Source organism: Massilia agrisoli (assembly GCF_020831365.1).
Taxonomy (GTDB): Bacteria; Pseudomonadota; Gammaproteobacteria; order Burkholderiales; family Burkholderiaceae_D; genus Telluria_A; species Telluria_A agrisoli.
On record NZ_JAJHPV010000013.1, the window covers coordinates 903,649 to 930,637 of the forward strand.

Below are 26,989 nucleotides of genomic sequence, written 5' to 3' on the forward strand. Positions count from 1 at the left end.
GCATAAATATCAACCTTTCCCGGCCTTCTCATGACCCATTTTGCTACCGCAGACATCTGCGATGACCATCCACAACTGCTGGAAGACGGGCGGCTGGCAGTCTTGCCGCCGGTATTTCGCCACTTCGGCAAGAACACCAGGTTTTCCGGGCGGGTAATCACGCTGAAGGTGTTTGAAGACAACGCGCTGGTACGCGCGACCCTGGAAACTCCGGGCAACGGCAACGTGCTGGTTGTCGATGGCGGCGGCAGCATGCGCCGCGCGCTCGTCGGCGGACAACTTGCGCTGCTGGCCCAGGACAACAACTGGGCCGGCATCATCGTCGATGGCTGCGTGCGCGACTCGGAAGAAATCGATGCCTGCAGCGTCGGCGTGCGCGCGCTGGCGACGCATCCGCAGAAGAGCGCCAAGCGCGGCGCGGGCGAGCGCAATGTGCGCGTCATGATTGCCGGCGTGCCCGTCACGCCCGGCGACTGGATCTATGCCGATGCGGACGGCGTACTGGTTGCCCAGCAGAAAATCATTTGAGATTCTGCCGATCGGCTACGCGCACTGCGCAGCCGTCTTATTGCCTGATCTCAACGTCCGATTCCTGCTCCGAGGCATGCTGTCCGGGGCGGGTTTTTCATTGGGCGAGATGAGCGTTTCACATCGCGGAACGCTGCACAAATTTCCGCAGTCAATCTCTTCCATTCTAAGAAATTACGTTTCGCATCCTGAAAAGCTAAAGCTAAGCGATTGAATTTAAAAGACTAAAATTAGCTTATATGTCTTATATAAGAGTGGTTGTGCCGTGCACAAGCAGCGCTATGATTTGTCTAACGGATTTCGCTTCATAACTTAGCTTTAATTGGGAGAACAACATGGCAACTCGTGAACAGCAAGCAGCAGCCCTTCAACAAGACTGGGATACCAACCCGCGCTGGAAAGGCGTTGTCCGCAACTACACGGCGGCCGACGTGGTGCGGCTGCGTGGATCGCTGCAGATCGAGCATACGCTGGCCAAGCGCGGCGCTGAAAAACTGTGGGACCTCGTCAACAACGAGCCATTCGTCAACGCCCTCGGCGCGATGACCGGCAACCAGGCCATGCAGCAAGTCAAGGCCGGCCTGAAGGCCATCTACCTGTCGGGCTGGCAGGTGGCGGGCGACGCCAACGTGGCTGGCGAAATGTACCCGGACCAGTCGCTGTACCCAGCCAATTCGGTGCCGCTGGTCGTCAAGCGCATCAACAACACCTTTGCCCGCGCCGACCAGATCCAGTGGTCCGAAGGCAAGGACGACATCGATTACTTCGCACCGATCGTCGCTGACGCGGAAGCTGGTTTCGGCGGCGTGCTCAACGCCTACGAACTGATGAAGTCGATGATTGAAGCGGGCGCTGCCGGCGTGCACTTCGAAGACCAGCTGGCCTCCGTCAAGAAGTGCGGCCACATGGGCGGCAAGGTGCTGGTGCCTAGCCGTGAAGCCGTCGAAAAGCTGACCGCGGCGCGCCTGGCCGCCGACGTGATGGGCACGCCAACCCTGGTGATCGCCCGCACCGATGCCGAAGCCGCCGACCTGCTGACCTCCGACGTGGACCCCAACGATGCGCCGTTCTGCACCGGCGAGCGCACCGTGGAAGGCTTCTACCGCGTCAAGCCAGGTATCGAACAGGCCATCTCGCGCGCGCTGGCTTACGCCCCGTTCGCCGACCTGGTGTGGTGCGAAACCGGCAAGCCGGACCTGGCGTTCGCCAAGCAGTTCGCTGAAGCGGTTCACGCCAAGTTCCCAGGCAAGATGCTGGCATACAACTGCTCGCCATCGTTCAACTGGAAGAAAAACCTGGACGACGCCACCATCGCCAAGTTCCAGAAAGAGCTGGGCGCCATGGGCTACAAGTTCCAGTTCATCACCCTGGCTGGCTTCCATGCGCTGAACTACGGCATGTTCAACCTGGCCCACGGCTACGCCCGCCGCCAGATGTCGGCCTTCGTCGAACTGCAGGAAGCCGAATTCGCTGCCGCCGACAAGGGCTTCACCGCGGTCAAGCACCAGCGCGAAGTCGGCACCGGCTACTTCGACGCGGTCACCCAGACCATCCAGCAGAACCAGAGCTCGACCACGGCACTGCACGGTTCGACCGAAGATGAACAGTTCTTCGACGAAAAGAAAGTCGCTTAAGGCCCGCTAGCGACTGCCGGGTCCGTCCCGGGATGGCCGCAGTTGAATGCCGCAAGCCGGCATTAAACTGCGGCCTTTTTACGTTCTTGGGGGATAATGGCGGACCAGAACACCTTTTTGAATGGAATTTCCAAGCTATGTTGAGCTACCGCCACGCCTTTCATGCGGGTAACCACGCTGACGTCCTGAAGCACTTCGTGCAGATTCAGTTGCACGAGTACATGAACCAGAAGGACACGGCCTATACCTACATCGACACCCATTCCGGTGCGGGCGTGTACGCGCTCGACAGCGGCTACGCGTCGAAAAACGCCGAATACGAAACCGGCATCGGCCCGTTGTGGGAACGCAAGGACCTGCCGAAGTCGCTGGCGGCCTACGTCAACCTCGTCAAGGGCCTGAACCCGAGCGGCAAGATGCGCTACTACCCGGGCTCGCCTTACTGCGCGGACAAGATGATGCGCGAGCAAGACCGCCTGCGCCTGTTCGAGCTGCATCCCGCCGACAGCAAGATCCTCGCGGACAATTTCCGCAAGGTTGAGGAGCATGCCGCCGCCCAGGGCGAGCGCCCGTCAGGACGCGGCAAGCGCGTGCTGATCGAGCGTGGCGATGGCTTCCACGGCATCAAAACCCTGCTGCCGCCGCCGTCGCGCCGCGCGCTGGTGCTGATCGATCCGCCTTACGAGGACAAGCAGGACTACCGCAAGGTGCGCGACATGCTGGCCGACTCGCTGGCGCGCTTCCCGAGCGGCGTGTTCGCGGTCTGGTACCCGGTACTGCAGCGCATGGAATCGCGCCAGTTCGCCGACAAGCTCAAGCGCCTTCCGTGCAAGGAATGGATCAACGTGACCCTGACCGTCACCACGCCGGGGCCGGATGGCTTCGGCCCGCTGCACAGCAGCGGCATGTTCATCCTGAATCCGCCATACACGCTCGAGCCGACCCTGCGCGAAGTGATGCCTTACCTGGTCAAGGTGCTGGGCAAGGATGCCGGCGCAACCTTTACCATCGAACGCGGCGCCCAGGTGACCGGTACCGCAACGGCCCGCGTCGGCGCCAACGGCGCGGTCCGCATGCCGGTCGGTAACGCGCGCCGCGCCAGCCCCACCTCCGGCACGGGCAGCCTGCGCCTGCCAGGCCAGGCCCCGGCGGGAACGCCGGGCGCTGCCGCCACCGGACCGCGCGCGCCTGCCAAGCCAGGCAGCCAGCGTCCGGGCGGCGCACCGGTGCGCAGCTCGCGTCCGACCGCCGCCACCCCCGGCGGCCGTCCGGGTGGCGGACGTGGCCCGAAACGGCCTTGACCCGCTAACCCGGCCGTACGATTCAATATCCAAATGTTAAGAATGTAATATTTATAGTATATTCAAGCTGTGGCTTCCCTTCACGGGGCGGCCACGGCTGGTTGCCGTCCGGGCGTCCAGTCGCATTTGGGAGTTTTCATGGCTAACGACGCCACCATTTCCGACGATTTCTTTTTAGCGCGCCAGCCTATCCTTGGACGCGACCAATGCCTGGTTGCTTACGAATTGCTGTTTCGCACGGCAGGCGCGTGCGAAGCCAACGTCACCGACCAGGCGTCGGCCACCGCCGCCGTCATTTCCCATGCTTCCCAGCTAGGCATGGAAGTCGTGCTGGGCGGGCGGCTGGCCTTCCTGAACGTCGACGAAGTCGTTCTCATGAGCGACTTCGTTCGCTTCCTGCCGCACGACGGCGTCATCCTGGAGATCCTCGAAACCGTCAGGGCAACGCCCGAGCTGATCGCGCGGGTCGAGGAGTTGCGCGAACTTGGCTTCAAATTTGCGCTCGATGACGTGATTGCGGACTCGGATGACGTCAGCAAGCTGTTCGACCTCGCCGAGGTGATCAAGATCGACCTCAAAGGCGTCGACCGCGCCAGGCTGCCTGCGCTGGTGCGCAAATTCAGCGGCCGCAAGAAGAAACTGCTGGCCGAAAAGGTTGAAACGGTGGAGGAGTTCGAGGCCTGCCTGGCGCTGGGCTTCGATTATTTCCAGGGCTTTTACTTCGCCCGGCCAACGATCATGAGCGGCAAGAAAATTGCCCCTACCGAACTGGTCATCCTGCGCCTGCTCGACCTGATCAATTCCGATGCGGACGACGGCGAAATTGAAATGGCGGTCAAGCGCGACGCCTCGGTCGGGCTCAATTTGCTGCGGCTGGTGAATACCCCCGCAGCCGGTTCCGCCGGGCACATCGACTCGCTGGGCGAAGCGATCAACAAGCTGGGCCGCGACCGCCTGCAGCGCTGGCTGCAGATCCTGCTGTACTCGAAGCCGGGCGGCCAGGTCGAGCTGAATTCACCGCTGCTGCAAATGGCCACGACGCGCGGCAAGCTGATGGAGCTGATGGCCCAGCAGCTCCATCCCGGCATGCGCGCGCACGCCGACACTGGCTTCACGGTCGGCATCATGTCGCTGATGGATGCCTTGTTCTCGATGTCGATGCAGGACGTGCTGGAAACGGTCGAGGTGCCGGACGACGTCCGTGCGGCGCTGCTGGCGCGGGAAGGCGAGCTGGGCGAGATGCTGCGGGTCGTCGAACTGCTGGAAAATCCCTCCGAGGGCCAGGCGCTGACGAAGGCGCTGAAGAAACTCGGTATCAGCGTGCGGCAAGTGCGCGAGATCGAACTGCGCGCCTTCGAGTGGGTCAACGAGCTGGCGCACGACACCGAAATGCCGAAAACCAGAGCCGCGTAGGGCGGATAAGCGAAGCGCATCCGCCGTTTTGAACGCTACTGCCCCAACAACAAAAACACCGTCGGTTTTTTGTGGAAATCTGGCGCCTTGCCTGCCGCAAGCGCCGCTTTCCACTTGTTGGCCGCCATGGTCCGCACGGATTCGGTCGGCAAGCTCAAGTCCGTCGCCACGCAAATCAAGGTGCCCGGCTGGCAACTGGCGACCAATGCCTCCAGCATCGCGCCATTCCGGTAAGGGGTCTCGATAAACAGCTGGGTCTGCTTCTCGTTCCGGGACCGCTGCTCCAGCTCTTTCAGCCGCTTCGTGCGCAGCGCCGCATCGGTCGGCAGATAGCCATTGAACGCAAAGCTCTGGCCATTGAGCCCGCTCGCCATCACGGCCAGCAGCAAGGACGACGGCCCGACCAGCGGCCGCACGGTAATTCCATGCTGGTGCGCAAGCCGCACCAGGTCGGCCCCCGGGTCGGCGACTGCCGGCACCCCAGCTTCCGACACCAGGCCGGCATCGCGCCCCGCCAGCAGGGGCGCCAGCAATCCAGCCAGGGCCGCGGCCGGGGTGTTGACGTTCAGTTCCGCAATCTCGATTTCCTGCAGGGTCTTTGCCAGCGGGTGGTCGATCGCGACCAGTTTCAGGAAGGCGCGCGCGGTCTTGGCGTTCTCGGCCACGAAGTAGTCGAGGCTGGCCGTCACGGCCTGCACATGCTCGGGAATCACATGCGACAAGGCATGAGGGGCGGCCTCGGTGGGGCCAAGGGTATTCGGGATCAGGTAAAGAGTGCCGGGCATGAATGCTTAATGGGTAAAGAATTGAATGCCGGCCTTGCGCAGCATGCCGGTCAGGGCAATCAGCGGCAGGCCGGTGAGGGCGGTCGGGTCAGTGCTGCTGACCTCGGAGAGCAGGGCGATGCCCAGTCCTTCGTTCTTGGCGCTGCCGGCGCAGTCGTAGGGTTGCTCGATGCGCAGGTAGGCGTCGAGTTCGGCGTCGGGCAGGTCGCGGAAGGTGACGAACACCTGGACGTTCTCGACCTGCGCAGGGCCGGTCAGGGCGGTCGCACGGCCATCCCACACGCACAGCGCGGTATGGAACACCACCCGGCGGCCGCGCATTTTTTGCAGCTGGGCGAGGGCGGCTTCATGGGTGCCGGGTTTGCCGATCTGCTCGCCGTTCAAGGTGGCGACCTGGTCCGAACCAATCACGATGCTGCCTGGCGCCCGCTCGGCGATGGCGCGCGCCTTGGCGCAGGCCAGCCGCAGCGCGGTCGCTTCCGGCGTCTCGCCGGCCAGCGGCGACTCGTCGATGTCGGGCGCCATCACCTCGAACGGCAGGCGCAGGCGGCCGAGCAGCTCGCGGCGGTAGGCGGATCCGGATGCAAGAATCAGGCGCGGTGGGGCGGAAGTTGGTATCATGCGGTTCAGCCGAAAAAGGGTGGGCGCCGGCCCGGCAACCACACGATTGTCCGGCCAGCCACAGGTCTCGCCCTGCGCCTGCAAAAAATGCGCTAAGTCTTTGACTCTGCGGCGAGAAGCCTGTTATTATCGCAGGTTTTCCGGGGAAATTTTCTGCAATGAGCGCTTTTGTCATCGACGCCTTTGAATTTTGTCGAAGCAACGGCCATCGCGACGGCGTCACGCCAGTCGCCGAAATGAGCCGGTTAAACAAGGAATGTGCCGACCAGTCGGGCGAGATCGCCTGGTCCATCGATGGTGCAACCAGCAAGCATGGTTATCCGCAAATGACCCTGTCGGTCTCCGGCACGGTCCAGCTGATCTGCCAGCGCTGCCTGACGCCATTCTCGTACGAGATCGATTCGTCGACTGTGCTGATGTTGGGCACGGACGACGCAAGTGCCGACGAGATCGAGGAAGTGATCGACGACGAGAGCATTGACGTCATCGTCGGCAGCCGTACCTGCGATATCCGCGACCTGCTGGAAGACGAAGCCTTGCTGGCCCTGCCGCAGGCGCCAAAACACGAGGTGTGCCCGGACACGAGTCTGCTGGACACCCTCAAGGCCGAGAAGCCATCGCCATTTGCGGGGCTGAAAACTCTGAGTAAAGAATAAGCAGTAGGTAACAAACGTGTCAAACGCGTGTAGCAGTCGAGTATGGCAGTGTGTAGTGAAATGTGAGACAGCGTTAAACATGTCGGTGAAGTAACATTTGCCGCTGGGATACTCGATTAGCATGTATTTGCAAGTCGAATGTGTTAGAATTTTAGAACTTATGTATTAGGAGTCATCATGGCAGTTCAGCAGAATAAGAAGTCCCCATCGAAGCGCGGCATGCACCGTTCGCACGATTTCCTGGTTGCGCCGCAGTTGGGTATCGAGCCAACCACCGGTGAAACGCACCTGCGTCACCACATCAGCCCGAACGGCTTCTACCGTGGCCGTAAAGTACTGAAGACCAAAAACGACGAGTAATCGACGTTTTGTCTTCTAGTAAGATGAAGGCGGTGCTGCGTATCTATCGTGCGTTGCGCCGCTTTTTCTTTGTCTCCGGCTGCAATCAGTTTTTGCACACCGTCATTTTGAATTCCGCTGCATCTGGCTGGCGCCTGCCTGTTTTCAGATCGCGTCTTGCCGCCCGTTGTAGTTGAATCGCGGTAACCCAACAAATGACAATTAAAATATCCATTGACTGCATGGGCGGCGATCACGGCCCCTCAGTTACTATTCCCGCGGCAATTTCCTTCGTCAAAAGCGAACCCCAGGCAGAGCTGATCCTCGTCGGCCTGGAGGATGTATTGCGCGCGGAACTCAAGAAACACCATGCGGACACCCACCCGCGCCTGTCGGTGCAGCATGCATCCGAACTGGTGGAGATGGACGATCCGGTCGAAGTGGCGTTGCGCCGCAAGAAGGATTCGTCGATGCGGGTGGCCATCGAGATGGTCAAGGACGGCAAGGCTGCGGCCTGCGTCTCGGCCGGCAACACCGGCGCCCTGATGGCCGTGTCGCGCTACGTGCTCAAGACCATGGCTGGCGTCGACCGCCCGGCCATCTGCTCGATCCTCCCGAACCAGAAAAACGGCCCGACCTACATGCTCGACCTGGGCGCGAACGTCGATTGCGAACCGCACCACCTGCACCAGTTCGCCATCATGGGTTCGGTGCTGGTGTCGGCCATGGAAGGCATCGCACGCCCGACCATCGGCTTGCTGAATGTCGGCACCGAAGAGATCAAGGGTAACGAGGTGGTCAAGTCGACCGCCAAGCTGCTGCGCGAGGACCACGAGCGCGGCATCCTGAACTTCCATGGCAACGTCGAAGGCAACGACATCTTCAAGGGCACCACCGACATCATCGTCTGCGACGGTTTTGTCGGCAATGTCACCCTGAAGGCGGTCGAGGGCCTCGGCCGTTTCGTCAAGGATGTGATGACCAGCGAATTCAAGCGCAGTCCGCTGACGATGCTGGGCGCACTGGTCGCACGCGGCGCGCTGAAAAACATCGGCAATCGCTTCAACCCGTCACGCTACAACGGCGCCAGCCTGCTCGGTTTGCGCGGCCTCGTCTTCAAGAGCCACGGCGGTGCGGATTCTTACTCATTCGAGTGGGCGATCAAACGCTCATTCGATGCGGCAAAATATAATGTGCAAGAGCAGCTCTCGACCCTGATCGCCGAGCTGATGCCCCGCACGCCTGACCAAGATTTGACAGGCTCAACTACACAGTAGGACGGTTCGAATGACTTTGTACAGCAAAATTATCGGCACCGGCAGCTATCTGCCAGCACAGCGTGTAAGCAATGATGAACTGGCTGCGCAACTGGCGGCCCAGGGCATCGAAACCTCGGACGAGTGGATCGTCTCGCGCAGCGGTATTTCGGCGCGTCACTACGCGGCGGCCGGGCAGATGTCCTCCGACCTCGCCGTCGAGGCAGCTAAAAAGGCGCTGGACATGGCTGGCAAGCAGCCCGAAGAAATCGACCTGGTCATCGTGGCCAGCTCGACGCCTGACTTCCACGGCAGCTTCCCGAGCACCGCCTGCATCGTCCAGCGCAAGCTCGGCATGCACAACAACAGCGCCGCCTTCGACGTCCAGGCCGTCTGCAGCGGCTTCGTCTACGCGGTCTCGACCGCCGACGCCTTCATCAAGGCGGGCGTGCACAAGAACGTGCTGGTGATCGGCGCCGAAGTCTTCTCGCGCATCCTCAATTTCGAAGACCGCACCACCTGCGTGCTGTTCGGCGACGGCGCCGGCGCCATCGTGATGAGCGCCTCCACCGAGCCTGGCGTTCTGTCGACCAAGATGCACGCCGACGGCCGCCACGCCGACATCCTCAGCATTCCGGGCAGCCTGGCCGGCGGGGCCGTCGAAGGCAGCGCTTTCCTGTACATGGATGGCCAGGCCGTGTTCAAGCTTGCCGTGACGGTGCTGGAACAGGTCGCCAACGAGGTGCTGGAAGATGCCGGCATGACGGCGTCGCAGATCGACTGGCTGATTCCGCACCAGGCCAATATCCGCATCATGAAAAGCACCGCCAAGAAGCTCGACCTGCCGCTGGAAAAGATGGTCGTTACCGTCGACCAGCACGGCAATACCTCGGCTGCCTCGGTGCCGCTGGCGCTCGACACGGCCGTGCGCGATGGCCGCGTGAAGCCAGGCGATAACGTCATGCTCGAAGCGGTAGGCGGCGGTTTCACCTGGGGCGCTGTCCTCTTCAAGATGTAAGCACAAGAACGGAGAACACCAGTTCATGAGTAAATTTGCATTCGTATTCACCGGCCAGGGTTCGCAGGCCGTCGGCATGCTGGGCGGTTTCGCCGGCAATGCCATCGTTGACCAGACCGTTGCCGAAGCATCGGAAGCGCTCGGTTTCGACCTGGGCAAGCTGATCGCCGAAGGCCCCAAGGAAGACCTCGACCTGACCACCAACACCCAGCCGGTGATGCTGACGGCCGCGGTCGCCGTCTACCGCGCGTGGATCGCCGCCGGCGGCGCCAAGCCGTCGCTTGTTGCCGGGCACAGCCTTGGCGAATACTCGGCGCTGGTCGCGGCCGGCGTGATCGCCTTCAAGGATGCGGTGCCGCTGGTGCGCTTCCGCGCCCAGGCCATGCAAGAGGCAGTGCCGGTCGGGCAGGGCGGCATGGCCGTCATCCTCGGCCTGACGGCCGACGGCGTGCGCGCCGTGTGCGCTGAAGCTGCCGCGGCCGATCCGTCGCTGGTGGTCGAGCCGGTCAACTTCAACGAGCCGACCCAGATCGTCATCGCCGGCCACAACGCTGCCGTCGAGCGCGCCTGCGAGCTGGCCAAGGCCGCCGGCGCCAAGCGCGCCATGAAGCTCGCGGTGTCGGCGCCGTTCCACTCGTCGCTGCTCAAGCCGGCTTCGGACCGCCTGCGCGACTACATGGAAAACATTACCTTCAACGCGCCGCAGATCGACCTGGTCAATAACGTCGACGTGGCCATCGAAACCGATCCTGCGCGCATCAAGGATGCGCTGGTGCGCCAGGCCGCCAGCCCGGTGCGCTGGGTCGAGACGATGCAAAAGATGGCAGCCTGCGGCGTCACCCAGGTGATCGAATGCGCGCCAAGCAAAGTGCTGGTCGGCATGGCCAAGCGTATCGACGCCAACCTGGCCGGCGATGCGCTGGTTGACCAGGCCGCCCTCGAGCGCGTGCTTGCATCGATGAGCGCCTAAGCTGCCTACAGAACCACCGAATAAAAGGACAACAATGAACCTGCAGAACCAAGTCGCCCTCGTTACCGGCGCATCGCGCGGCATCGGCAAGGCCATCGCGCTCGAACTGGCCCGCCAGGGCGCCAAGGTCGTCGGCACCGCCACTTCCGAATCCGGCGCCGCGGCAATTTCCGACTACCTCGCCGAATTCGGCGGCAAGGGCGCGGTACTGAACGTGACCGACGCCGCGGCGTGCAGCGCCGTGGTCGAGGACGTGCAAAAGTCGTTCGGCAGCCTGTCGATCCTGGTCAACAACGCCGGCATCACGCAAGACCAGCTGGCCATGCGCATGAAGGACGAGGAGTGGGACAGCGTCATCGCAACCAACCTGACCGCGGTGGGCCGCATGTCGCGCCTGGTTCTGCGCGGCATGATGAAGGCCAAGCAGGGCCGCATCATCAACATCACGTCGGTGGTGGGTGCGTCGGGCAACCCGGGCCAGATGAACTATGCGGCGGCCAAGGCCGGCGTGGCCGGCATGACCCGCGCGCTGGCGCGCGAGATCGGCAGCCGCAACATCACCGTCAACTGCGTGGCTCCGGGCTTCATCGATACCGACATGACCAAGTCGCTGTCGGAAGAGCAGCACGCCTCGCTGCTGACCCAGATCCCGCTGGCGCGCCTCGGCGCACCGGAAGATATCGCCCACGCCGTTGCCTTCCTGGCCGGGCCGCAAGCCGCTTACATCACCGGCACCGAGCTGCACGTGAACGGCGGCATGTACATGAATTGATGGAAAGCCCGTCGCGATCCGGTTTCCATGGGGCAACCCGTGCACGGATGGCGGCGAGATCTCATCATTTAGCAGCACTTTCGGTTGAATTCGCGTCATACGCCGAAATTAGTTTTTAAGCGCGCAAACCTGCTAAAATGCGCGCACTTTCCGAAACACACACAATGGAGCCAAAACATGTCGGATATCGAACAACGCGTTAAAAAAATCGTCGCTGAGCAACTGGGTGTTGCCGAAGCGGACATCAAGATCGAATCGTCGTTCGTCGATGACCTCGGTGCTGATTCGCTCGACACCGTAGAGCTGGTGATGGCGCTGGAAGATGAATTCGAAATGGAAATCCCTGACGAGCAGGCAGAAAAGATCACGACCGTGAAGCAAGCAATCGACTACGCTACGGCGCACGTCAAGGCCTAAGCTTTACAGTTTTTGGGAGAATCGCTTGAGCCGTTCACGAAACCGTCGTGTCGTTATTACCGGCCTGGGCTGCGTTTCACCTATCGGCAACACCATTGCCGATGCGTGGAGCGCTGCCCTGGCGGGCAAGTCGGGCATCGCCAATATCACCAAGTTTGACGCGTCGTCGTTCTCGACTCACTTCGCTGGCGAAGTCAAGGGCTTCAATGTCGAGGAGTACATGCCCGGCAAGGAAGCCCGCCATATGGATACGTTTATCCATTACGGCATGGCTGCCGGCATGCAGGCGCTGCAAGACTCTGGCCTGGTGGTCACCGAAGAAAATGCCGACCGCATCGGCGTCATTGTCGGCTCGGGCATCGGCGGCTTGCCGCTGATCGAAGAGACCAAGGAAGACTACGACAAGCGCGGCCCGCGCCGCATTTCGCCGTTCTTCGTGCCTGCCTCGATCATCAACATGATCTCTGGCAACCTGTCGATCAAGTACGGCCTGCGCGGCCCGAACCTGTCGATCGTAACGGCCTGCACCACCGGCCTGCACAGCATCGGCGCGGCCGGCCGCCTGATCGAATACGGCGATGCCGACGTGATGATCGCCGGCGGCGCCGAAGCCACCATTTCGCCGCTCGGCCTGGGCGGTTTCGCCTCGGCCCGCGCACTGTCGTCGCGCAACGACGATCCGTCGACCGCATCGCGTCCATGGGACCGCGACCGCGATGGTTTCGTGCTGGGCGAAGGCGCCGGCGTGATGGTGCTGGAAGAGTACGAGCACGCCAAGGCGCGCGGCGCCCGCATTTATGCGGAGCTGCTGGGCTTTGGCATGAGCGCGGATGCTTACCACATGACTTCGCCTGTTGAAGACGGTAGCGGCGCCAGCCGTTGCATGGTCTCGGCACTGAAGAATGCGGAAATCAACCTCGACCAGGTCAACTACGTCAACGCGCACGGCACCTCGACGCCGCTGGGCGACGTGGCCGAAGTGCAGGGTATCAAGAAGACCTTTGGCGACCACGCGAAGAAGCTGGTAGTCAATTCGACCAAGTCGATGACCGGCCACTTGCTGGGCGGCGCCGGCGGCCTCGAAGCGGTGTTCACGGCGCTGGCGGTGCACCACCAGGTGTCGCCACCGACGATCAACATCTTCAACCAGGACCCGGCTTGCGACCTGGACTTCTGCGCCAACACGGCGCGTGAAATGAAGATCGACATCGCGGTGAAGAACTCGTTTGGCTTCGGTGGTACCAACGGCACCCTGGTCCTCGGCAAGATCTGATTTAGACTGAACCTAATGCGCTGATCCGTGTCATACGGGTTGGCGCAATAGTAAGCGCCGGCATCTTGCCGGCGTTTTTCTTTTCGCCCGGCACTTTGCAGGTCCGGCGCGCGCACGACCACCAAACACCATGTCCATCGCGATTACCGCCGTCGTCAAGCCGTCGCGCTTGTTGCGCGGGGCGCTCGCCACGTATGCCGCGGCCAACCTTGCCGTGGCCGTGGCCATGCTGTCGGCCGCGCCCGGCGCCTTTCGCGTCCCGTGGCTCATGGCCGCCGCTTGCCTGGTGGCGGCGGTGGGCGCCATGGCCGGGCTCGCCACAGTGGGAAACAAGCGCCGGATTGATATATCTGGAGTCGGGGAGATGCGTGTAACGGTACAACAGAAACTGTCGAGGGCGGGCATGCAAAACATGCCGTGCAAGCTACTGCCGGGCTCTGCTGTATGGCCTGGCTTATTGATGCTGCTGGTGCGCGGCGAGGATGGAACGGTAGCGGTAGTGGCGATACTTGCAGACAGCGTCAGCGCGGAGGAGTTCCGCGCAATCGCGGTGGCGATACGTGCAATTGGCGGGCAGGAAGCGCCGGACCAGGTTTTTTTCGGACCCCATAAAATACTTTGAACTTATTGCAACGGGCCAACTCTTATGCATAGGGACGCGCCCATGCCGCAGCCAAGAGGACATGGTCAGTGACGACAGAACGCGAGGGTGATCAACTGCTGGTTGAGCGCGTCCAGGCTGGTGACCGGCAGGCGTTTGACCTACTGGTCGGTAAGTATCAGCGCAGGCTGATGCGGTTGGTGTCGCGCCTTGTTCATGACCCTGCGGAGGCTGAGGACGTAGTACAGGAAACTTTTATCAAGGCCTACCGTGCCTTGCGGCACTTCCGCGGTGATTCCGCATTTTATACCTGGCTGTACCGGATCGGAATTAACACGGCAAAGAATTTTCTCGTCACACAGGGCAGGCGAGCCCCTACCTCCACGGAGGCAGACGCGGAGCGCGCCGAAGCGTTTGACGATGCGGACAGCTTGCGGGACATCAATACTCCTGAGTCCTTGTTGGCCAGCAAGCAGATCGCCCACACGGTCAATGCCGCGATGGAAGCGCTGCCGCTGGAACTGCGGACCGCGATCATCCTTCGCGAAATTGAGGGTTTGAGCTACGAAGAAATATCCGAAGTCATGGCATGTCCGATCGGCACGGTGCGAAGCCGGATCTTCCGGGCGCGCGAGGTCATCGCGGAAAAGTTGAGGCCTCTACTCGATTTTCCGGTTGACAAGCGACACTAGGTGTAGCGATGATCGTAATACTCGGTATGGAACATGGATCACACACCTACTGTGATGGAACTACTGATGGATACCCACAAAAAAATCCGCGAGCACATCTCGGCCCTGTCTGACGGGGAGCTTCCAGCCGCCGACCTCGAGCTGGCGTTCGCGGCGCTCCAGGGGGCGGACGGCCAGCACGCCTGGAACACCTATTTCCGCATCGGCGACGAACTGCGCGCGCAAGCGACGCCGGCGCTGTCGGCCGGGTTCGCGGAACGGCTGGCCGAGAAGCTGGCGGCCGAGCCGGCGCACACCCGGCGCGCGGCGCCCGTTGCAGCCGGGGCGGCAAGCCCTGCGCGTGCGGCGGATGGATCGACCGCGGAGCAGCCGGCCAAGCCGGCGATCGTCAACGCGTCGTAAGTTCAGGGCCGCGGCCACGCCGCCAGTCGCCGCCGCGACAAGCCGCCGGATTTGGCTTAACATGGCGACAATATCGGCCCTGACCATTTCCTTTCCATGACCACTACATTTTCCGCTGGTAGCAAGCTGTTGTCCGCCGCGCTGATTGCAGGCGCGGGACTGTTCTTCACGCCTCCCGCCGTGCTGGCTGGGCAAGCCAACGCGCCGCTGGTAACCGGCCTGCCTGACTTTACCAACCTGATCGACAGGGTCGGCCCGGCGGTCGTCAATATCCGCACCACCGAAAAGGTCAAGGCGGGGCAGGGTGGCCCGGACGAAGAGATGCAGGAATTCCTGCGCCGCTTCTTCGGCGTACCCGGCGTGCCGCGCGGGCGCGGCGCACCGGGGCAGGAAGAAGTCCAGCGCGGCGTCGGCTCCGGCTTCATCATTTCCAACGACGGCCTGGTGCTGACCAACGCCCACGTGGTCGAAGGCGCCGACGAAGTGCTGGTGACCCTGACCGACCGGCGCGAATTCAGCGCCAAGGTCCTTGGCGCCGACAAGCGCTCCGACGTGGCGGTGCTGAAGGTCGACGCCACCCGCCTGCCGAGCCTGGTGGTGGGCGACTCCAGCAAGCTGCGCGTGGGCGAGTGGGTGATCGCGATCGGCTCGCCGTTCAACCTGGAAAACTCGGTTACCGCCGGCATCATCTCGGCCAAGGCGCGCGACACCGGCGACTACCTGCCGCTGATCCAGAGCGACGTCGCCGTCAACCCCGGCAATTCGGGCGGCCCGCTGATCAACATGCGCGGCGAAGTCATCGGCATCAACTCGCAGATCGCCACGCTGTCGGGCGGCTATAACGGCATCTCGTTCGCCGTGCCGATCGACGAAGCGATGCGCGTTGCCGACCAGCTCAGGAAAACCGGCAAGGTCACGCGCGGCCGGATGGGCGTGCAGATCGGCGAAGTCAGCAAGGAGGTCGCTGAATCGCTGGGCCTGGGCAAGGCCCGTGGCGTCGAGGTGTCCCTGGTCGAGCCGGGCGGTCCTGCTGACAAGGCCGGCATCAAGGTGGGCGACATCATCCTGCGCTACAACGGCCAGCCGATCGAGCGCAGCGCGGACCTGCCGCGGCTGGTGGGCGCCAGCGCGATCGGCAGCCGCGCCGTCGTGACGGTCTGGCGCAAGGGACAGCAGCAGGACATCGTGGTCAATATCGCGGAGCTGGAAGAAGACCGTCCGGGCACGCCGGCGCAGAAGAGCCCGCGCGGCGATGCGTTGCCGAACGCCCTTGGCCTTGCCGTATCCGACCTGACCGAGGCCCAGCGCAAGACCTTGCGCGTGGAAGGCGGGGTGAAGGTCGACGCCAGTACCGGCGCCGCCGCTGCGGCGGGCCTGCGTGCGGGCGACCTGATCCTCCAGGTGAACAACGTGGACGTCAAGGATGCCCGCCAGTTCAATGCCATCATCGCCAGGCTCGATCCGAAAAAGAGCGTCGCCCTGCTGGTGCGGCGTGAAAACACGACGCGCTACGAAGTGATCAAGCCGCGCCAGTAAGCGCCAGTCCAACCCGGCAGCGCGGGCGGGGCCACCTGATCGGTGGCCCGCAGGCGCTGCCGCCTGTCTTTCATCCATGATTAAATTTACCCTTTACTCGCGCACTTACTGCCATTTGTGCGATGACATGCTCGATGCGCTCAATGCCATGCAGGACGAGGCGACCCGGTTCGAGGTCGACGTGGTCGACGTCGATGCGGATGAGGCGCTGGTGGCGCGCTTTGATGAGCTGGTGCCGGTGCTGTATGGCGACTTGTCGCAGCCCGAGCTGTGCCACTATTTCCTTGATGCGGATGCGGTGAGGGCATATGTCGCCTCGGTGCAGGCCAAGGGCAACCCGGCGGATGACGCTTCGCTCTTCCGCCCTACAGATATGCAATGACGGTTCCGGTTGTTGCATTAATGTAAAAATTCGCCCTTAATCCGCCTGCTGGCCCGGTGCTTCCCTCTATTAACCGGGCTTTCTACCCCGAAATCCGGTAAAATGCGGGTGGTCGGATAAGCTGCTGGCCCAACACGCCAGCCACCCGATCGATAAGGCGCTCGCCTGGGGATTGCCATTGCCCCCCTCGGAGCGCTTTTTTTGTATGGCGCAGCGCATGCAAAGCGCCCCGGCTTCGGCCCCCCGTCCTTCCTACTGGTTTTGAGTTTTGTTAATGAACAACATACGTAACTTCTCCATCATCGCCCACATCGACCACGGCAAGTCGACCCTCGCCGACCGCATCATCCAGATCTGCGGCGGCCTGTCCGACCGCGACATGGAAGCGCAGGTGCTCGATTCGATGGACCTGGAGCGCGAGCGCGGCATTACCATCAAGGCCCAGACGGCGGCGCTGCACTACAAGGCGCGCGATGGCGTGGTGTACAACCTGAACCTGATCGACACCCCGGGCCACGTCGACTTCAGCTATGAAGTGTCGCGCTCGCTGTCGGCCTGCGAAGGCGCGCTGCTGGTGGTCGACGCCTCCCAGGGCGTGGAAGCCCAGACCGTGGCCAACTGCTACACCGCGCTCGACCTGGGCGTGGAAGTGGTGCCGGTGCTGAACAAGATTGACCTGCCGCACGCCGATCCGGCCAACGCGATTGCCGAGATCGAAGACGTGATCGGCATCGAGGCGGCGGACGCCGTCAAGTGCTCGGCCAAGAGCGGCCTCGGCGTGGAAGACGTGCTGGAAGCGCTGATCGCCAAGGTGCCGCCGCCGAAGGGCGACCCGACCGCGCCGCTGCAGGCGCTGATCGTCGACTCGTGGTTCGACAACTACGTCGGCGTGGTGATGCTGGTGCGCGTGATGAACGGCACCTTGAAACCGAAAGAAAAAATCCTGCTGATGGCGACCGGTTCGCCCCAGCTGGTCGAGAGCGTCGGCGTATTTTCCCCGCGCTCGGTGTCGCTGCCGGAGATCTCGGCAGGGCAGGTAGGCTTCGTGATCGCCGGCATCAAGGAACTGAAGGCGGCAAAAGTGGGCGATACCGTCACCCACGTGTCGCGTCCGGCGCCGGAACCGCTGCCAGGCTTCAAGGAAGTCCAGCCGCAGGTATTCGCCGGCCTGTTCCCGGTGGAAGCGAACCAGTACGACGCGCTGCGCGACTCGCTGGAAAAGCTGAAGCTGAACGACGCCGCCCTGATGTACGAGCCGGAAGTATCGCAGGCGCTGGGCTTCGGCTTCCGCTGCGGCTTCCTGGGCCTGCTGCACATGGAAATCGTGCAGGAGCGCCTGGAGCGCGAATTCGACATGGACCTGATCACCACGGCGCCGACCGTGGTGTACGAAGTGGTGATGCGCGACGGCAGCGTGATCAAGGTCGACAACCCGTCCAAGATGCCGGAACCGACCCGCATCATGGAAGTACGCGAGCCTATCGTGACCGTCAACCTGTACATGCCGCAAGAATACGTGGGCTCGGTGATCACCCTGTGCATCGGCAAGCGCGGCGTGCAGATGGACATGAGCTACCACGGCCGCCAGGTCAAGCTGGTCTATGAAATGCCGATGGCCGAGATCGTGCTGGACTTCTTCGACAAGCTGAAGTCGACCTCGCGCGGCTATGCCTCGATGGACTATGAGTTCAAGGAAAACCGCGCGTCGGACGTGGTGAAGGTCGACATGCTGATCAACGGCGAGAAGGTCGACGCGCTGGCGATTATCGTCCACCGCGCCAACGCGCCTTACCGCGGCCGCCAGGTAGCCGCCAAGATGCGCGAACTGATCCCGCGCCAGATGTTCGACGTGGCCATCCAGGCCGCCATCGGCGTCAACGTGATCTCGCGCGAGAACGTCAAGGCGCTGCGCAAGAACGTGCTGGCCAAGTGCTACGGCGGCGATATCAGCCGTAAGAAGAAACTGCTCGAGAAGCAGAAGGCCGGTAAGAAGCGCATGAAGCAAGTGGGCTCGGTAGAGATCCCGCAAGAAGCATTCCTGGCAATTTTACAAGTGGACGATAAATGAACCTGCAAATGATCTTGGGTAATTTTGCATTGATCCTGTTCGTGTTGATGGTGCTCACGGGCATTATCTGGTTCCTCGATATCTTCTACTTTTCCAAGCAGCGCCGCATCGCCGCCGACAAGGCGCTGTCGGCCTTCGACGCGCGCAACGCCAAGCTGACCGCCGAAGGCCTCAAGGTCGACAACACCAGCCGCCAGGCGATCGAGACGGCGCTGCTGCGCCAGCCGACCTGGATCGAGTACTCGGGCAGCTTCTTCCCGGTGATCGCACTGGTGTTCTTCCTGCGCTCCTTCCTCTACGAGCCATTCAAGATCCCGTCGAGCTCGATGGTGCCGACCCTGCTGGTCGGCGACCTGATCCTGGTGAATAAATTCACCTACGGTATCAGGCTGCCGGTGCTGAACAAGAAGGTTATCGACGTCAACAACCCCGAGCGCGGCGACGTGATGGTGTTCAAGTATCCGAACGACATGAGCCAGGACTACATCAAGCGGGTCATTGGCGTGCCGGGCGACACCATCGTCTATGAAAACAAGCGCCTGAGCGTCAACGGCAAGCCGGTTGCCTACACCCAGCTGGATGATTACCTGGACGACGAAAGCCCGGTCTACCACAAGCAACTGGTGGAAAACCTCTCCGGCGTGCCGCACCGCATCCTCAATTCGGACAACAAGCCTGGCATCGAAGTTGGCATCGTCGAAAATTTCCCGAAACGCGAAGCGTGTGATTTTTCCTACGAAAAATTTACCTGTACCGTTCCTGAGGGCAATTACTTTATGATGGGTGATAATCGGGACCACAGTCTCGACAGCCGTTACTGGGGTTTTGTTCCTGACAAGAACATTGTCGGCAAGGCGTTCTTCGTCTGGATGAACTTCAGTAACCCGAAACGCATTGGCGGGATACACTAGTCTGAAGGAAAAGCACATGGCTTCTTATGTTTTTGGCAAATACCAGCGCGGGGTCTCGCTGACCGGCCTGATCTTCGTGTTGGCGATTCTGGGCTTCCTGGCAATCGTCGCCCTGAAAACAGTGCCGGCATATGCGGAGTATAGTGCTGTGAAGGAGGCGATCCAGGTCGCCAAGGATGCAGGCGGCACCGTGCGCGAGATGCAGATTTCGTTCGACAAGAATGCCGACATTAATAATGTCGAAGCGGTAAAGGGACGCGACCTGGTGATCAGCAAGGAAACCGGCGAAACCGAAATCAGCTTTGAATACGAGAAGCGCATTCCGCTGGTCGCCAATGTCAGTTTGCTGATTGATTTTGCCGGCACTACGGATAAAAACGGGGCGGTCGCCCAGAAACCGGCCACCGAATAAGGCTGCCCAACCAAGATTATCGACAATGAATTTACAGTTATTGCAGACGCGCTTAGGTTACACGTTCCAGGATGCTGGCCTGTTGCAGCAAGCCTTGACGCACCGTAGCCATAGCAGTTTGCATAACGAGCGCCTCGAGTTCCTCGGCGATTCGATCCTCAACTGCGTGGTCGCCTCGGTGCTCTACGAGCGCTTCAACGCGCTCGACGAAGGCGATCTGTCGCGCCTGCGCGCCAACCTCGTCAAGCAGCAGTCGCTCTACGAAATCGCCCAGAAGCTCGAACTGTCGCAGTTCCTGCGCCTGGGCGAAGGCGAACTGAAGTCGGGTGGTTTCCGCCGTCCGTCGATCCTGGCCGACACCCTTGAAGCGCTGCTTGGCGCAATTTTCCTCGACGCCGGCTTCAACGCCGCACGCGACGTCATCCGCGCCTTCTACATCCCGATCCTCGACACGGTCGACCCGCGCACCTTGGGCAAGGACGCCAAGACCCTGCTGCAGGAATTTTTGCAGAGTAAAAAAATCTCGCTGCCGACGTATAACGTCGTCGCCACCCACGGCGCTGCGCACAGCCAGGAATTCGAAATCGAATGCCTGGTGCCCAAGCTCGGCATCCAGGTCTACGGCCGTGGCGGCAGCCGCCGCGCCGGCGAGCAGGCCGCGGCCCGCCTCGCGCTCGACGCGGCCGAGCAGGCGCTGGCCAAGGCCCCGGCCGGCGCGCGCAAGTCCAAACCACGCACGGCCCAGCTCAAGCTGGCCGGCATCGCCACCATCCAGAGCAGCGAAGCACCGGCCGCCACGCCGGTCAAGGCCGCTGCCGATGGCAAGGCTCCGAAACAAACGCATCCAGAAACGAAGTCAGCATGAACACCACAACTACCCCAGACAACTTCCGTTGTGGCTATATCGCCATCGTCGGCCGCCCGAACGTCGGCAAATCGACCCTGATGAACCAGCTGGTCGGCGCCAAGGTGTCGATCACCTCGCGCAAGGCGCAGACCACGCGCCACCGCATCACCGGCATCCAGACGCTGGACGACGCGCAGTTCATCTACGTCGACACGCCCGGCTTCCAGACGCGCCACTCGAACGCGCTGAACAACACGCTGAACAAGACGGTGACGAACACCTTGATTTCGGCCGACGTCATTTTGTACCTGATCGAAGCGGGCACCTTCGGCCCGGCCGACCAGCAAGTGATCGAACTGCTGCCGCCGAACGTCCCGGTGATTTTGGTGATCAACAAGGCTGACCGGGTCAAGGACAAGGCCGCGCTGATGCCGTTCGCGCAGGACGTCGCATCGAAGTACAACTTCGCCGCCATCGTGCCGGTGTCGGCCAAGCTGCGCTTCCAGCTCGACGCGCTGCAAAACGAAATCAAGCGCCACCTGCCTGAAAACCAGCCGGTGTTCGGCCCGGACGACATCACAGACCGCAGCGAGAAATTCCTCGCCTCCGAAATCGTGCGCGAAAAGCTGTTCCGCCTTGTCGGCGACGAACTGCCTTATACCAGCACCGTCCTGATCGAGAAATTCGAGCAGGAGGGCGACCTGCGCCGCATCTTCGCGGCCATCCTGGTGGAACGCGACACCCACAAGTCGATGGTCATCGGTAACAAGGGCGCGCGCCTGAAGGAAGTCTCGACGCAAGCGCGCCTCGACATGGAAAAGCTGTTCGGCGGTCCTGTGTACCTCGAAATCTGGGTCAAGGTCAGGTCCGGCTGGGCGGATAACGAAGCAGGCCTGCGCGCCTACGGCTACGAGTAAGCGCAAGAGGCCAACAAGCAGGCATGCCGACCCTCGACGCCGACCTGATTGTCACCGCGCCTGCGCCAGCGCCCAAGCGCAGCCGTGCGCGGGTCGCGGACCATCGCATCCTTGGCCAGCCAGGCTTTGTTCTGCACAGCTATCCGTACAAGGAAACCAGCCTCATTGTCGACATGTTCACGCGCGACTTCGGGCGTATCGGCCTTGTGGCCAAGGGCGCCAAGCGGCCGCACTCCAAGCTGCGCGGCGCGCTGCAGACCTTCCAGCCGCTGTCCACCTCGTGGAGCGGAAAATCCGAACTGCGCACGCTGATCGACGCCGAGTGGGTGGGCGGCATGCTCCCGTTAGAGAAGACCGCGCTGCTGTGCGGCTTCTACCTCAATGAACTGCTGGTCAAGCTGCTCGCGCGCGACGACCCGCATCCGGTATTGTTCGACCAGTACGTCTCCACGCTCAACCAGCTGGCCCACAACGAACCTGCGCAGACGGTCTTGCGAAAATTCGAACGGGCCTTACTTAAAGAGACTGGCGTCGCCGCCGACCTGACCCGCTGCACCAGCACGCGCGGGCCGGTGGAGGCAGGCGCCGACTACGTGGTCGACCCGGAACGCGGCCCGCGCGTGGCCCGCGTATCGGACACCTGGCCTGTCGTCAGCGGCAAGACGCTGATCGATATGGAGAATGACGATTACCTCGATCCTGCCACGCAAATGCAAAGCAAGCAGCTGATGCGCTTTTTGCTGGCGCACCAGCTGGGCGGCGCGCCGCTGAACACCCGCCAGATCCTGATCGACCTGCTGCAGCTATAGTTAATAAAGAAAAAACGCCATGAGCTTCCTGCAACCTACCGGCCCTGTCATCGACCTGGGCGTCAATATCGACCACGTGGCGACCCTGCGCAACGCGCGCGGCACTGTCTACCCGGACCCAGTGCGCGCCGCGCTGCTGGCAGAGCAGGCCGGCGCGGACGTGATCACGCTGCACCTGCGCGAAGACCGCCGCCACATCAAGGACGCCGACGTGGTCGCGATCCGTCCGCAGCTGATGACGCGCATGAACCTGGAAGCGGCGGTCACGCAGGAGATGATCGACTTCGCCTGCAGCATCAGCCCGCAGGATGTCTGCCTGGTGCCCGAGCGGCGCGAGGAAGTGACCACCGAAGGCGGCCTCGATGTGATCCGCTACTACAAGGAAGTGGAGGCGGCGGTGAAACAGCTGCAGGCCGAGGGCATCCGCGTCAGCCTGTTCATCGACGCCGACGCGCAGCAGATCGCGGCGGCGGCGGCAGTGGGCGCACCTGTGATCGAACTGCATACGGGCCGCTATGCCGAGGCGCATGGCGCCGAGCTGGCGTTTGAACTGGAGCGCATCAAGGCCGGCGCGCGCGTCGGCGTCGAGCATGGCCTGAAGGTCAACGCCGGCCACGGCCTGCACTACACCAACGTGCAGGCGATCGCCGCGATCGCCGATATCGGCGAACTCAATATCGGCCACGCGATTGTCGCCCACTCGGTGTTCGCGGGCTGGGAAAACGCCGTGCGCGAGATGAAGGCGATCATGGTCGCCGCGCGCCTGGGCGTATCGCTGGCGCAGGCAAAATGATCTACGGGATCGGCACCGACATCGTCCAGATCTCGCGCATCGAGGCAGCCCTCGCGCGCAACGGCGACCGTTTCGCCGAAAAGATCCTGGGCCCGGAGGAGCTGGTCAAATTCCACGCGCGTCGCGCCAAGCACGAACTGCGCGGCCTGCGCTTCCTGGCCACGCGCTTTTCAGCCAAGGAAGCGTTTTCGAAAGCGATCGGCCTTGGCATGCGCATGCCGATGACGTGGCGCTCGGCGCAGATGCTCAATGCTCCCGGCGGCAAGCCGGTGATTGTCTGCAGCGGCAAACTGGAACAATTCATGCGCGAGCACAGGCTCAGTGCGCAGGTGACGATCAGCGACGAAGCCGATTACGGCGTCGCCTTCGTCATCGTGACGCAAGAGCCGGCAGCGACTAACAGCATCGAGTAAGCGAATGACTGAAGCAATCCCCGACGCCACACCCGACCCGCTGCCGCCGCCCGTTCCCGGTGCGCGCGAACTGGTGCTGGCCACGGTAGCCAAGCTGCCCAACCTGCCGGGCGTATACCGCTACTTCGACGCCAACGACGCCGTGCTGTACGTCGGGAAGGCGCGCGACCTGAAAAAGCGCGTGTCGAGCTACTTCCAGAAGAACCTCGCCAGCCCGCGCATCGCGATGATGGTCGAGCGTATCGCGCGCCTGGAGACGACGGTGACGAGCAGCGAAGCCGAAGCGCTGATCCTTGAGAATAACCTGATCAAGACGCTCAAGCCGCGCTACAACATCCTGTTCCGCGACGATAAGTCGTATCCCTACCTGAAGATCAGCGGGCAGGAAGTGCCGCGCATGGCCTACTACCGCGGGGCGGTGGACAAGAAGAGCCAGTACTTCGGGCCTTTCCCGAGCGCGTGGGCAGTCAAGGAATCGATGCAGGTGCTGCAGAAGGTGTTCATGCTGCGCACCTGCGAGGACAGCGTGTATTCGAACCGCACCCGCCCATGCCTGCTGCACCAGATCGGCCGCTGCAGCGGGCCGTGCGTGGAAGCGATCAGCGTGGCGGACTACCGCATCGATGTCGACAACGCCGCCAAGTTCCTGCGCGGCCGGCAGTCGGAAGTGCTGGCCGACCTCGAAGCGAAGATGCAAGCCTTTGCGATGGACCTGAAGTTCGAGCAGGCCGCCACGGTACGCAACCAGATCCAGTCGCTGTCGCGCGTGCTGCACGCGCAAAGCATGGAAACCACCGGCGACGCCGACGTCGACATCATCGCCGTGGTGGTGCAGGGCGGGCGCGCCTGCGTCAACCTGGCCATGGTGCGCGGCGGGCGCCACCTGGGCGACCGCGCCTATTTCCCTGCGCACGTGATCGATGCCGCGGTGGTTGCCGAGTCGCCGATGGAAGTCGAGGTGCTGGCGGCCTTCCTGGCGCAGCACTACAGCGAAAGCTTCATTCCGGGGACGCTGATCCTGAATATCGAGTTCGACCAGCCGGCCCTGATGGTCGCGCTGACCGAGCAATGCGGGCACCGCATCAACCTGATCTTCCAGCCGCAGGGGCAGCGCCGCCAGTGGCTGGAGCTGGCGCAGAAGGGCGCGGAGATCGCGCTGGCGCGGCTGCTGTCGGAGCAGGGTTCGCAGCAATCGCGCACGCGCGCGCTGGCCGACGCGCTGTCGCTCGACGCCGAAGACCTCGACACGCTGCGCGTCGAATGCTTCGACATCAGCCACACGCAGGGCGAAGCGACGCAGGCATCGTGCGTGGTGTTCCATCACCACGCGATGCAGAATGGCGAGTACCGCCGCTATAACATCAACGGCATCACGCCGGGCGACGACTACGCGGCGATGCGCCAGGTGCTGCAGCGCCGCTACGAGAAAGTGGCCAACGGCGACGGCGTCATGCCCGATGTCGTACTGGTCGACGGTGGCAAGGGGCAGGTCGAGATGGCTCGCCAGGTGTTCTCCGAGCTGGGGCTCGACATCAGCCTGATCGTCGGCGTCGCGAAAGGGGAAGGGCGCCGGGTCGGGCTTGAGACCCTGATCTTCGCCGACGGCCGCGCGCCGCAGGAGCTGGGCAAGGAATCGGCGGCGCTGATGCTGGTGGCGCTGATCCGCGACGAGGCGCACCGCTTCGCCATCACCGGCATGCGCGCCAAACGCGCCAAAACGCGCCAGACGTCGCGTCTGGAAGAGATCGAGGGTATCGGCGCCAAACGCCGCCAACGCCTGCTGGCGCGCTTTGGCGGCCTGCGTGGCGTCATCGACGCGAGTGTGGAAGACCTGATGTCGGTGGAAGGCATCTCGAACCAGCTGGCTGAACAAATCTACAAGCAGCTGCACTAGCGGCGGGAACGAGGGCGTCCGGTAAGTACGCCCGTCCCGTATGCATGAGCTAACTGGTTAAAACATCAAGACCAAGGTAGACTAGCGGCGCAAGTATTTCAAACGCTAACCAGCCCGTGCGCCTTTATGCCTTTTAACATCCCGATTCTCCTCACCTGGTTGCGTGTAGCGCTCATTCCCCTGGTTGTAGGCGTGTATTACCTCCCACTTCACTGGCTGCCGCGCTCGGACCAGGACCTGGCGGCGACCCTTGTCTTCATCGTTGCCGCCGTCACCGACTGGTTCGACGGCTTCCTCGCCCGGCGCTGGAACCAGACCTCGGCCTTCGGCGCCTTCCTCGACCCTGTGGCCGACAAGCTGATGGTCGCCGGCGCGCTCCTGGTGCTGGTGAACCTCGACCGGGTCGACCACTTCATCGCCTTCATCATCATCGGCCGCGAAATCGCCATCTCCGCGCTGCGCGAATGGATGGCGCAAATCGGTGCGTCGCGCTCGGTGGCTGTCAGCTCGCTCGGCAAGATCAAGACCGCCGCGCAGATGACCGCGATCCCGCTGCTGCTGTTCCATGACCGCCTGTTCGGGGTGATCGACACGCAGTCCGTGGGCGAGTACCTGATGTTCGTCGCGGCGATCCTGACAGTGTGGTCGATGTTCTACTACATGCGCCTTGCGTGGCCCCTCATCAAGGAGCGCGGCGCTTTGTAAGGGCAGGGCGGATGGTTCGAATACAAGTTTGCTCAAGCAACCTTGACAAGCCGTTTAGATCATCTATAATGCCTGCCTGTTGTGACGACGCGGGAGTAGCTCAGTTGGTAGAGCGCAACCTTGCCAAGGTTGAGGTCGAGAGTTCGAGACTCTTCTCCCGCTCCAGAATTTCGGAGCAGTCGTCGTAGCAAAAGATGCACGTTATCCTTGGAAAGCTGGCCCGTTTCTGCGATAATCGTTGTCTTGCAAATGCGGGAGTAGCTCAGTTGGTAGAGCGCAACCTTGCCAAGGTTGAGGTCGAGAGTTCGAGACTCTTCTCCCGCTCCAGTTATCTGGTAGCAGCAGTAGTAGTGGTAGTAAAAAAGTAAGCTCCAATGCGGGAGTAGCTCAGTTGGTAGAGCGCAACCTTGCCAAGGTTGAGGTCGAGAGTTCGAGACTCTTCTCCCGCTCCAGAATTCCTGAAACTACGCGGCCAGGCCGCGTTTTTTCTTACAGCCCCTAAAAGCTGTGCAGTAAAGTTTCTGGCGAGGTAGCAAAGAGGTTATGCAGCGGCCTGCAAAGCCGTTTAGACGGGTTCGATTCCCGTCCTCGCCTCCAGAACATCATGCTCAATACCAGTGAATT

29 protein-coding genes and 4 tRNA genes are annotated in these 26,989 nt (G+C 62.2%); 31 read left to right on the forward strand and 2 right to left on the reverse strand.

The window, feature by feature from the left end; genetic code table 11:
• The first annotated feature begins 30 nt into the window (after positions 1 to 30).
• The 4 genes from rraA to LMJ30_RS13185 all read left to right on the forward strand — a co-directional run bounded on the left by rraA (position 31) and on the right by LMJ30_RS13185 (position 4,876).
• Complete coding sequence (gene rraA / locus LMJ30_RS13170) at positions 31 to 528, forward strand: ribonuclease E activity regulator RraA (RefSeq protein ID WP_229432786.1); 498 nt, start codon at positions 31 to 33, stop codon at positions 526 to 528.
• Between the two features lie 335 nt (positions 529 to 863).
• The gene (gene aceA, locus LMJ30_RS13175) at positions 864 to 2,162 is read left to right on the forward strand and encodes an isocitrate lyase (RefSeq protein ID WP_229432787.1); all 1,299 of its coding nucleotides are present in this window, start codon (positions 864 to 866) and stop codon (positions 2,160 to 2,162) included.
• Positions 2,163 to 2,299: 137 nt separating this feature from the next.
• Positions 2,300 to 3,463, forward strand: coding sequence for a 23S rRNA (adenine(2030)-N(6))-methyltransferase RlmJ (locus LMJ30_RS13180; RefSeq protein ID WP_229432788.1), 1,164 nt, complete (start codon positions 2,300 to 2,302; stop codon positions 3,461 to 3,463).
• Between the two features lie 138 nt (positions 3,464 to 3,601).
• Complete coding sequence (locus tag LMJ30_RS13185) at positions 3,602 to 4,876, forward strand: EAL and HDOD domain-containing protein (protein ID WP_229432789.1); 1,275 nt, start codon at positions 3,602 to 3,604, stop codon at positions 4,874 to 4,876.
• A 35-nt stretch (positions 4,877 to 4,911) separates the two neighbouring features.
• Here LMJ30_RS13185 and LMJ30_RS13190 read toward each other — a convergent pair whose 3' ends face one another.
• Both LMJ30_RS13190 and LMJ30_RS13195 read right to left on the reverse strand, forming a co-directional pair.
• Positions 4,912 to 5,661 carry an SAM-dependent methyltransferase gene (locus LMJ30_RS13190; RefSeq protein ID WP_229432790.1) on the reverse strand — a complete coding sequence of 250 codons (750 nt, stop codon included), beginning with the start codon at positions 5,659 to 5,661 and terminating at the stop codon, positions 4,912 to 4,914.
• A 6-nt stretch (positions 5,662 to 5,667) separates the two neighbouring features.
• Entirely contained in the window at positions 5,668 to 6,282 is a 615-nt protein-coding gene (locus LMJ30_RS13195) for a Maf family nucleotide pyrophosphatase (protein ID WP_229432791.1), read from the reverse strand.
• Between the two features lie 158 nt (positions 6,283 to 6,440).
• Here LMJ30_RS13195 and LMJ30_RS13200 point away from each other — a divergent pair, with 158 nt between their 5' ends.
• The 27 genes from LMJ30_RS13200 to LMJ30_RS13330 all read left to right on the forward strand — a co-directional run bounded on the left by LMJ30_RS13200 (position 6,441) and on the right by LMJ30_RS13330 (position 26,962).
• Positions 6,441 to 6,938: a YceD family protein gene (locus LMJ30_RS13200; protein ID WP_229432792.1), complete on the forward strand. Its 498-nt coding sequence runs from the start codon at positions 6,441 to 6,443 to the stop codon at positions 6,936 to 6,938.
• A gap of 177 nt (positions 6,939 to 7,115) precedes the next feature.
• A complete protein-coding gene (gene rpmF, locus LMJ30_RS13205) occupies positions 7,116 to 7,298 on the forward strand; it encodes a 50S ribosomal protein L32 (RefSeq protein ID WP_008449924.1) in 183 nt (60 codons plus the stop codon).
• Between the two features lie 194 nt (positions 7,299 to 7,492).
• Positions 7,493 to 8,554: a phosphate acyltransferase PlsX gene (plsX, locus tag LMJ30_RS13210; RefSeq protein WP_229432793.1), complete on the forward strand. Its 1,062-nt coding sequence runs from the start codon at positions 7,493 to 7,495 to the stop codon at positions 8,552 to 8,554.
• 10 nt (positions 8,555 to 8,564) lie between these two features.
• Complete coding sequence (locus tag LMJ30_RS13215; protein WP_307729298.1) at positions 8,565 to 9,551, forward strand: beta-ketoacyl-ACP synthase III; 987 nt, start codon at positions 8,565 to 8,567, stop codon at positions 9,549 to 9,551.
• A 25-nt stretch (positions 9,552 to 9,576) separates the two neighbouring features.
• A complete protein-coding gene (gene fabD / locus LMJ30_RS13220; RefSeq protein WP_229432794.1) occupies positions 9,577 to 10,521 on the forward strand; it encodes an ACP S-malonyltransferase in 945 nt (314 codons plus the stop codon).
• A 34-nt stretch (positions 10,522 to 10,555) separates the two neighbouring features.
• Positions 10,556 to 11,293 carry a 3-oxoacyl-ACP reductase FabG gene (fabG, locus tag LMJ30_RS13225; RefSeq protein WP_229432795.1) on the forward strand — a complete coding sequence of 246 codons (738 nt, stop codon included), beginning with the start codon at positions 10,556 to 10,558 and terminating at the stop codon, positions 11,291 to 11,293.
• Between the two features lie 177 nt (positions 11,294 to 11,470).
• Positions 11,471 to 11,710: an acyl carrier protein gene (gene acpP / locus LMJ30_RS13230; RefSeq protein ID WP_020653257.1), complete on the forward strand. Its 240-nt coding sequence runs from the start codon at positions 11,471 to 11,473 to the stop codon at positions 11,708 to 11,710.
• A gap of 25 nt (positions 11,711 to 11,735) precedes the next feature.
• Entirely contained in the window at positions 11,736 to 12,983 is a 1,248-nt protein-coding gene (gene fabF, locus LMJ30_RS13235; RefSeq protein ID WP_229432796.1) for a beta-ketoacyl-ACP synthase II, read from the forward strand.
• A 130-nt stretch (positions 12,984 to 13,113) separates the two neighbouring features.
• Positions 13,114 to 13,605 carry a protein YgfX gene (locus LMJ30_RS13240; RefSeq protein WP_229432797.1) on the forward strand — a complete coding sequence of 164 codons (492 nt, stop codon included), beginning with the start codon at positions 13,114 to 13,116 and terminating at the stop codon, positions 13,603 to 13,605.
• 68 nt (positions 13,606 to 13,673) lie between these two features.
• Complete coding sequence (gene rpoE, locus LMJ30_RS13245; RefSeq protein ID WP_169463482.1) at positions 13,674 to 14,276, forward strand: RNA polymerase sigma factor RpoE; 603 nt, start codon at positions 13,674 to 13,676, stop codon at positions 14,274 to 14,276.
• 66 nt (positions 14,277 to 14,342) lie between these two features.
• Entirely contained in the window at positions 14,343 to 14,678 is a 336-nt protein-coding gene (locus LMJ30_RS13250; protein WP_229432798.1) for a sigma-E factor negative regulatory protein, read from the forward strand.
• Between the two features lie 96 nt (positions 14,679 to 14,774).
• The gene (locus LMJ30_RS13255; RefSeq protein WP_229432799.1) at positions 14,775 to 16,214 is read left to right on the forward strand and encodes a Do family serine endopeptidase; all 1,440 of its coding nucleotides are present in this window, start codon (positions 14,775 to 14,777) and stop codon (positions 16,212 to 16,214) included.
• Between the two features lie 76 nt (positions 16,215 to 16,290).
• Positions 16,291 to 16,596, forward strand: coding sequence for a glutaredoxin family protein (locus tag LMJ30_RS13260; protein ID WP_229432800.1), 306 nt, complete (start codon positions 16,291 to 16,293; stop codon positions 16,594 to 16,596).
• 274 nt (positions 16,597 to 16,870) lie between these two features.
• Positions 16,871 to 18,664 carry a translation elongation factor 4 gene (gene lepA / locus LMJ30_RS13265; protein ID WP_229432801.1) on the forward strand — a complete coding sequence of 598 codons (1,794 nt, stop codon included), beginning with the start codon at positions 16,871 to 16,873 and terminating at the stop codon, positions 18,662 to 18,664.
• The gene (gene lepB / locus LMJ30_RS13270; protein ID WP_229432802.1) at positions 18,661 to 19,575 is read left to right on the forward strand and encodes a signal peptidase I; all 915 of its coding nucleotides are present in this window, start codon (positions 18,661 to 18,663) and stop codon (positions 19,573 to 19,575) included. Before lepA ends, lepB begins: the two co-directional genes overlap by 4 nt.
• Complete coding sequence (locus tag LMJ30_RS13275; protein ID WP_229432803.1) at positions 19,559 to 19,987, forward strand: DUF4845 domain-containing protein; 429 nt, start codon at positions 19,559 to 19,561, stop codon at positions 19,985 to 19,987. Before lepB ends, LMJ30_RS13275 begins: the two co-directional genes overlap by 17 nt.
• A gap of 25 nt (positions 19,988 to 20,012) precedes the next feature.
• Positions 20,013 to 20,852 carry a ribonuclease III gene (gene rnc, locus LMJ30_RS13280; protein ID WP_229432804.1) on the forward strand — a complete coding sequence of 280 codons (840 nt, stop codon included), beginning with the start codon at positions 20,013 to 20,015 and terminating at the stop codon, positions 20,850 to 20,852.
• Complete coding sequence (gene era / locus LMJ30_RS13285; RefSeq protein WP_229432805.1) at positions 20,849 to 21,751, forward strand: GTPase Era; 903 nt, start codon at positions 20,849 to 20,851, stop codon at positions 21,749 to 21,751. Before rnc ends, era begins: the two co-directional genes overlap by 4 nt.
• A gap of 23 nt (positions 21,752 to 21,774) precedes the next feature.
• A complete protein-coding gene (gene recO, locus LMJ30_RS13290; RefSeq protein WP_229432806.1) occupies positions 21,775 to 22,560 on the forward strand; it encodes a DNA repair protein RecO in 786 nt (261 codons plus the stop codon).
• 19 nt (positions 22,561 to 22,579) lie between these two features.
• Complete coding sequence (pdxJ, locus tag LMJ30_RS13295) at positions 22,580 to 23,353, forward strand: pyridoxine 5'-phosphate synthase (protein WP_229432807.1); 774 nt, start codon at positions 22,580 to 22,582, stop codon at positions 23,351 to 23,353.
• On the forward strand, positions 23,350 to 23,766 hold the full coding sequence (gene acpS, locus LMJ30_RS13300; RefSeq protein ID WP_229432808.1) for a holo-ACP synthase: 417 nt from the start codon (positions 23,350 to 23,352) through the stop codon (positions 23,764 to 23,766). Before pdxJ ends, acpS begins: the two co-directional genes overlap by 4 nt.
• A gap of 4 nt (positions 23,767 to 23,770) precedes the next feature.
• The gene (gene uvrC, locus LMJ30_RS13305) at positions 23,771 to 25,660 is read left to right on the forward strand and encodes an excinuclease ABC subunit UvrC (protein ID WP_229432809.1); all 1,890 of its coding nucleotides are present in this window, start codon (positions 23,771 to 23,773) and stop codon (positions 25,658 to 25,660) included.
• Between the two features lie 126 nt (positions 25,661 to 25,786).
• Positions 25,787 to 26,365, forward strand: coding sequence for a CDP-diacylglycerol--glycerol-3-phosphate 3-phosphatidyltransferase (gene pgsA, locus LMJ30_RS13310; protein WP_229432810.1), 579 nt, complete (start codon positions 25,787 to 25,789; stop codon positions 26,363 to 26,365).
• Between the two features lie 89 nt (positions 26,366 to 26,454).
• Positions 26,455 to 26,530: transfer RNA gene (locus tag LMJ30_RS13315), tRNA-Gly, on the forward strand.
• An 86-nt stretch (positions 26,531 to 26,616) separates the two neighbouring features.
• Positions 26,617 to 26,692, forward strand: a tRNA-Gly gene (locus LMJ30_RS13320).
• A 49-nt stretch (positions 26,693 to 26,741) separates the two neighbouring features.
• A tRNA-Gly gene (locus LMJ30_RS13325) sits at positions 26,742 to 26,817 on the forward strand.
• Positions 26,818 to 26,888: 71 nt separating this feature from the next.
• Positions 26,889 to 26,962, forward strand: a tRNA-Cys gene (locus LMJ30_RS13330).
• Positions 26,963 to 26,989: the final 27 nt, after the last annotated feature.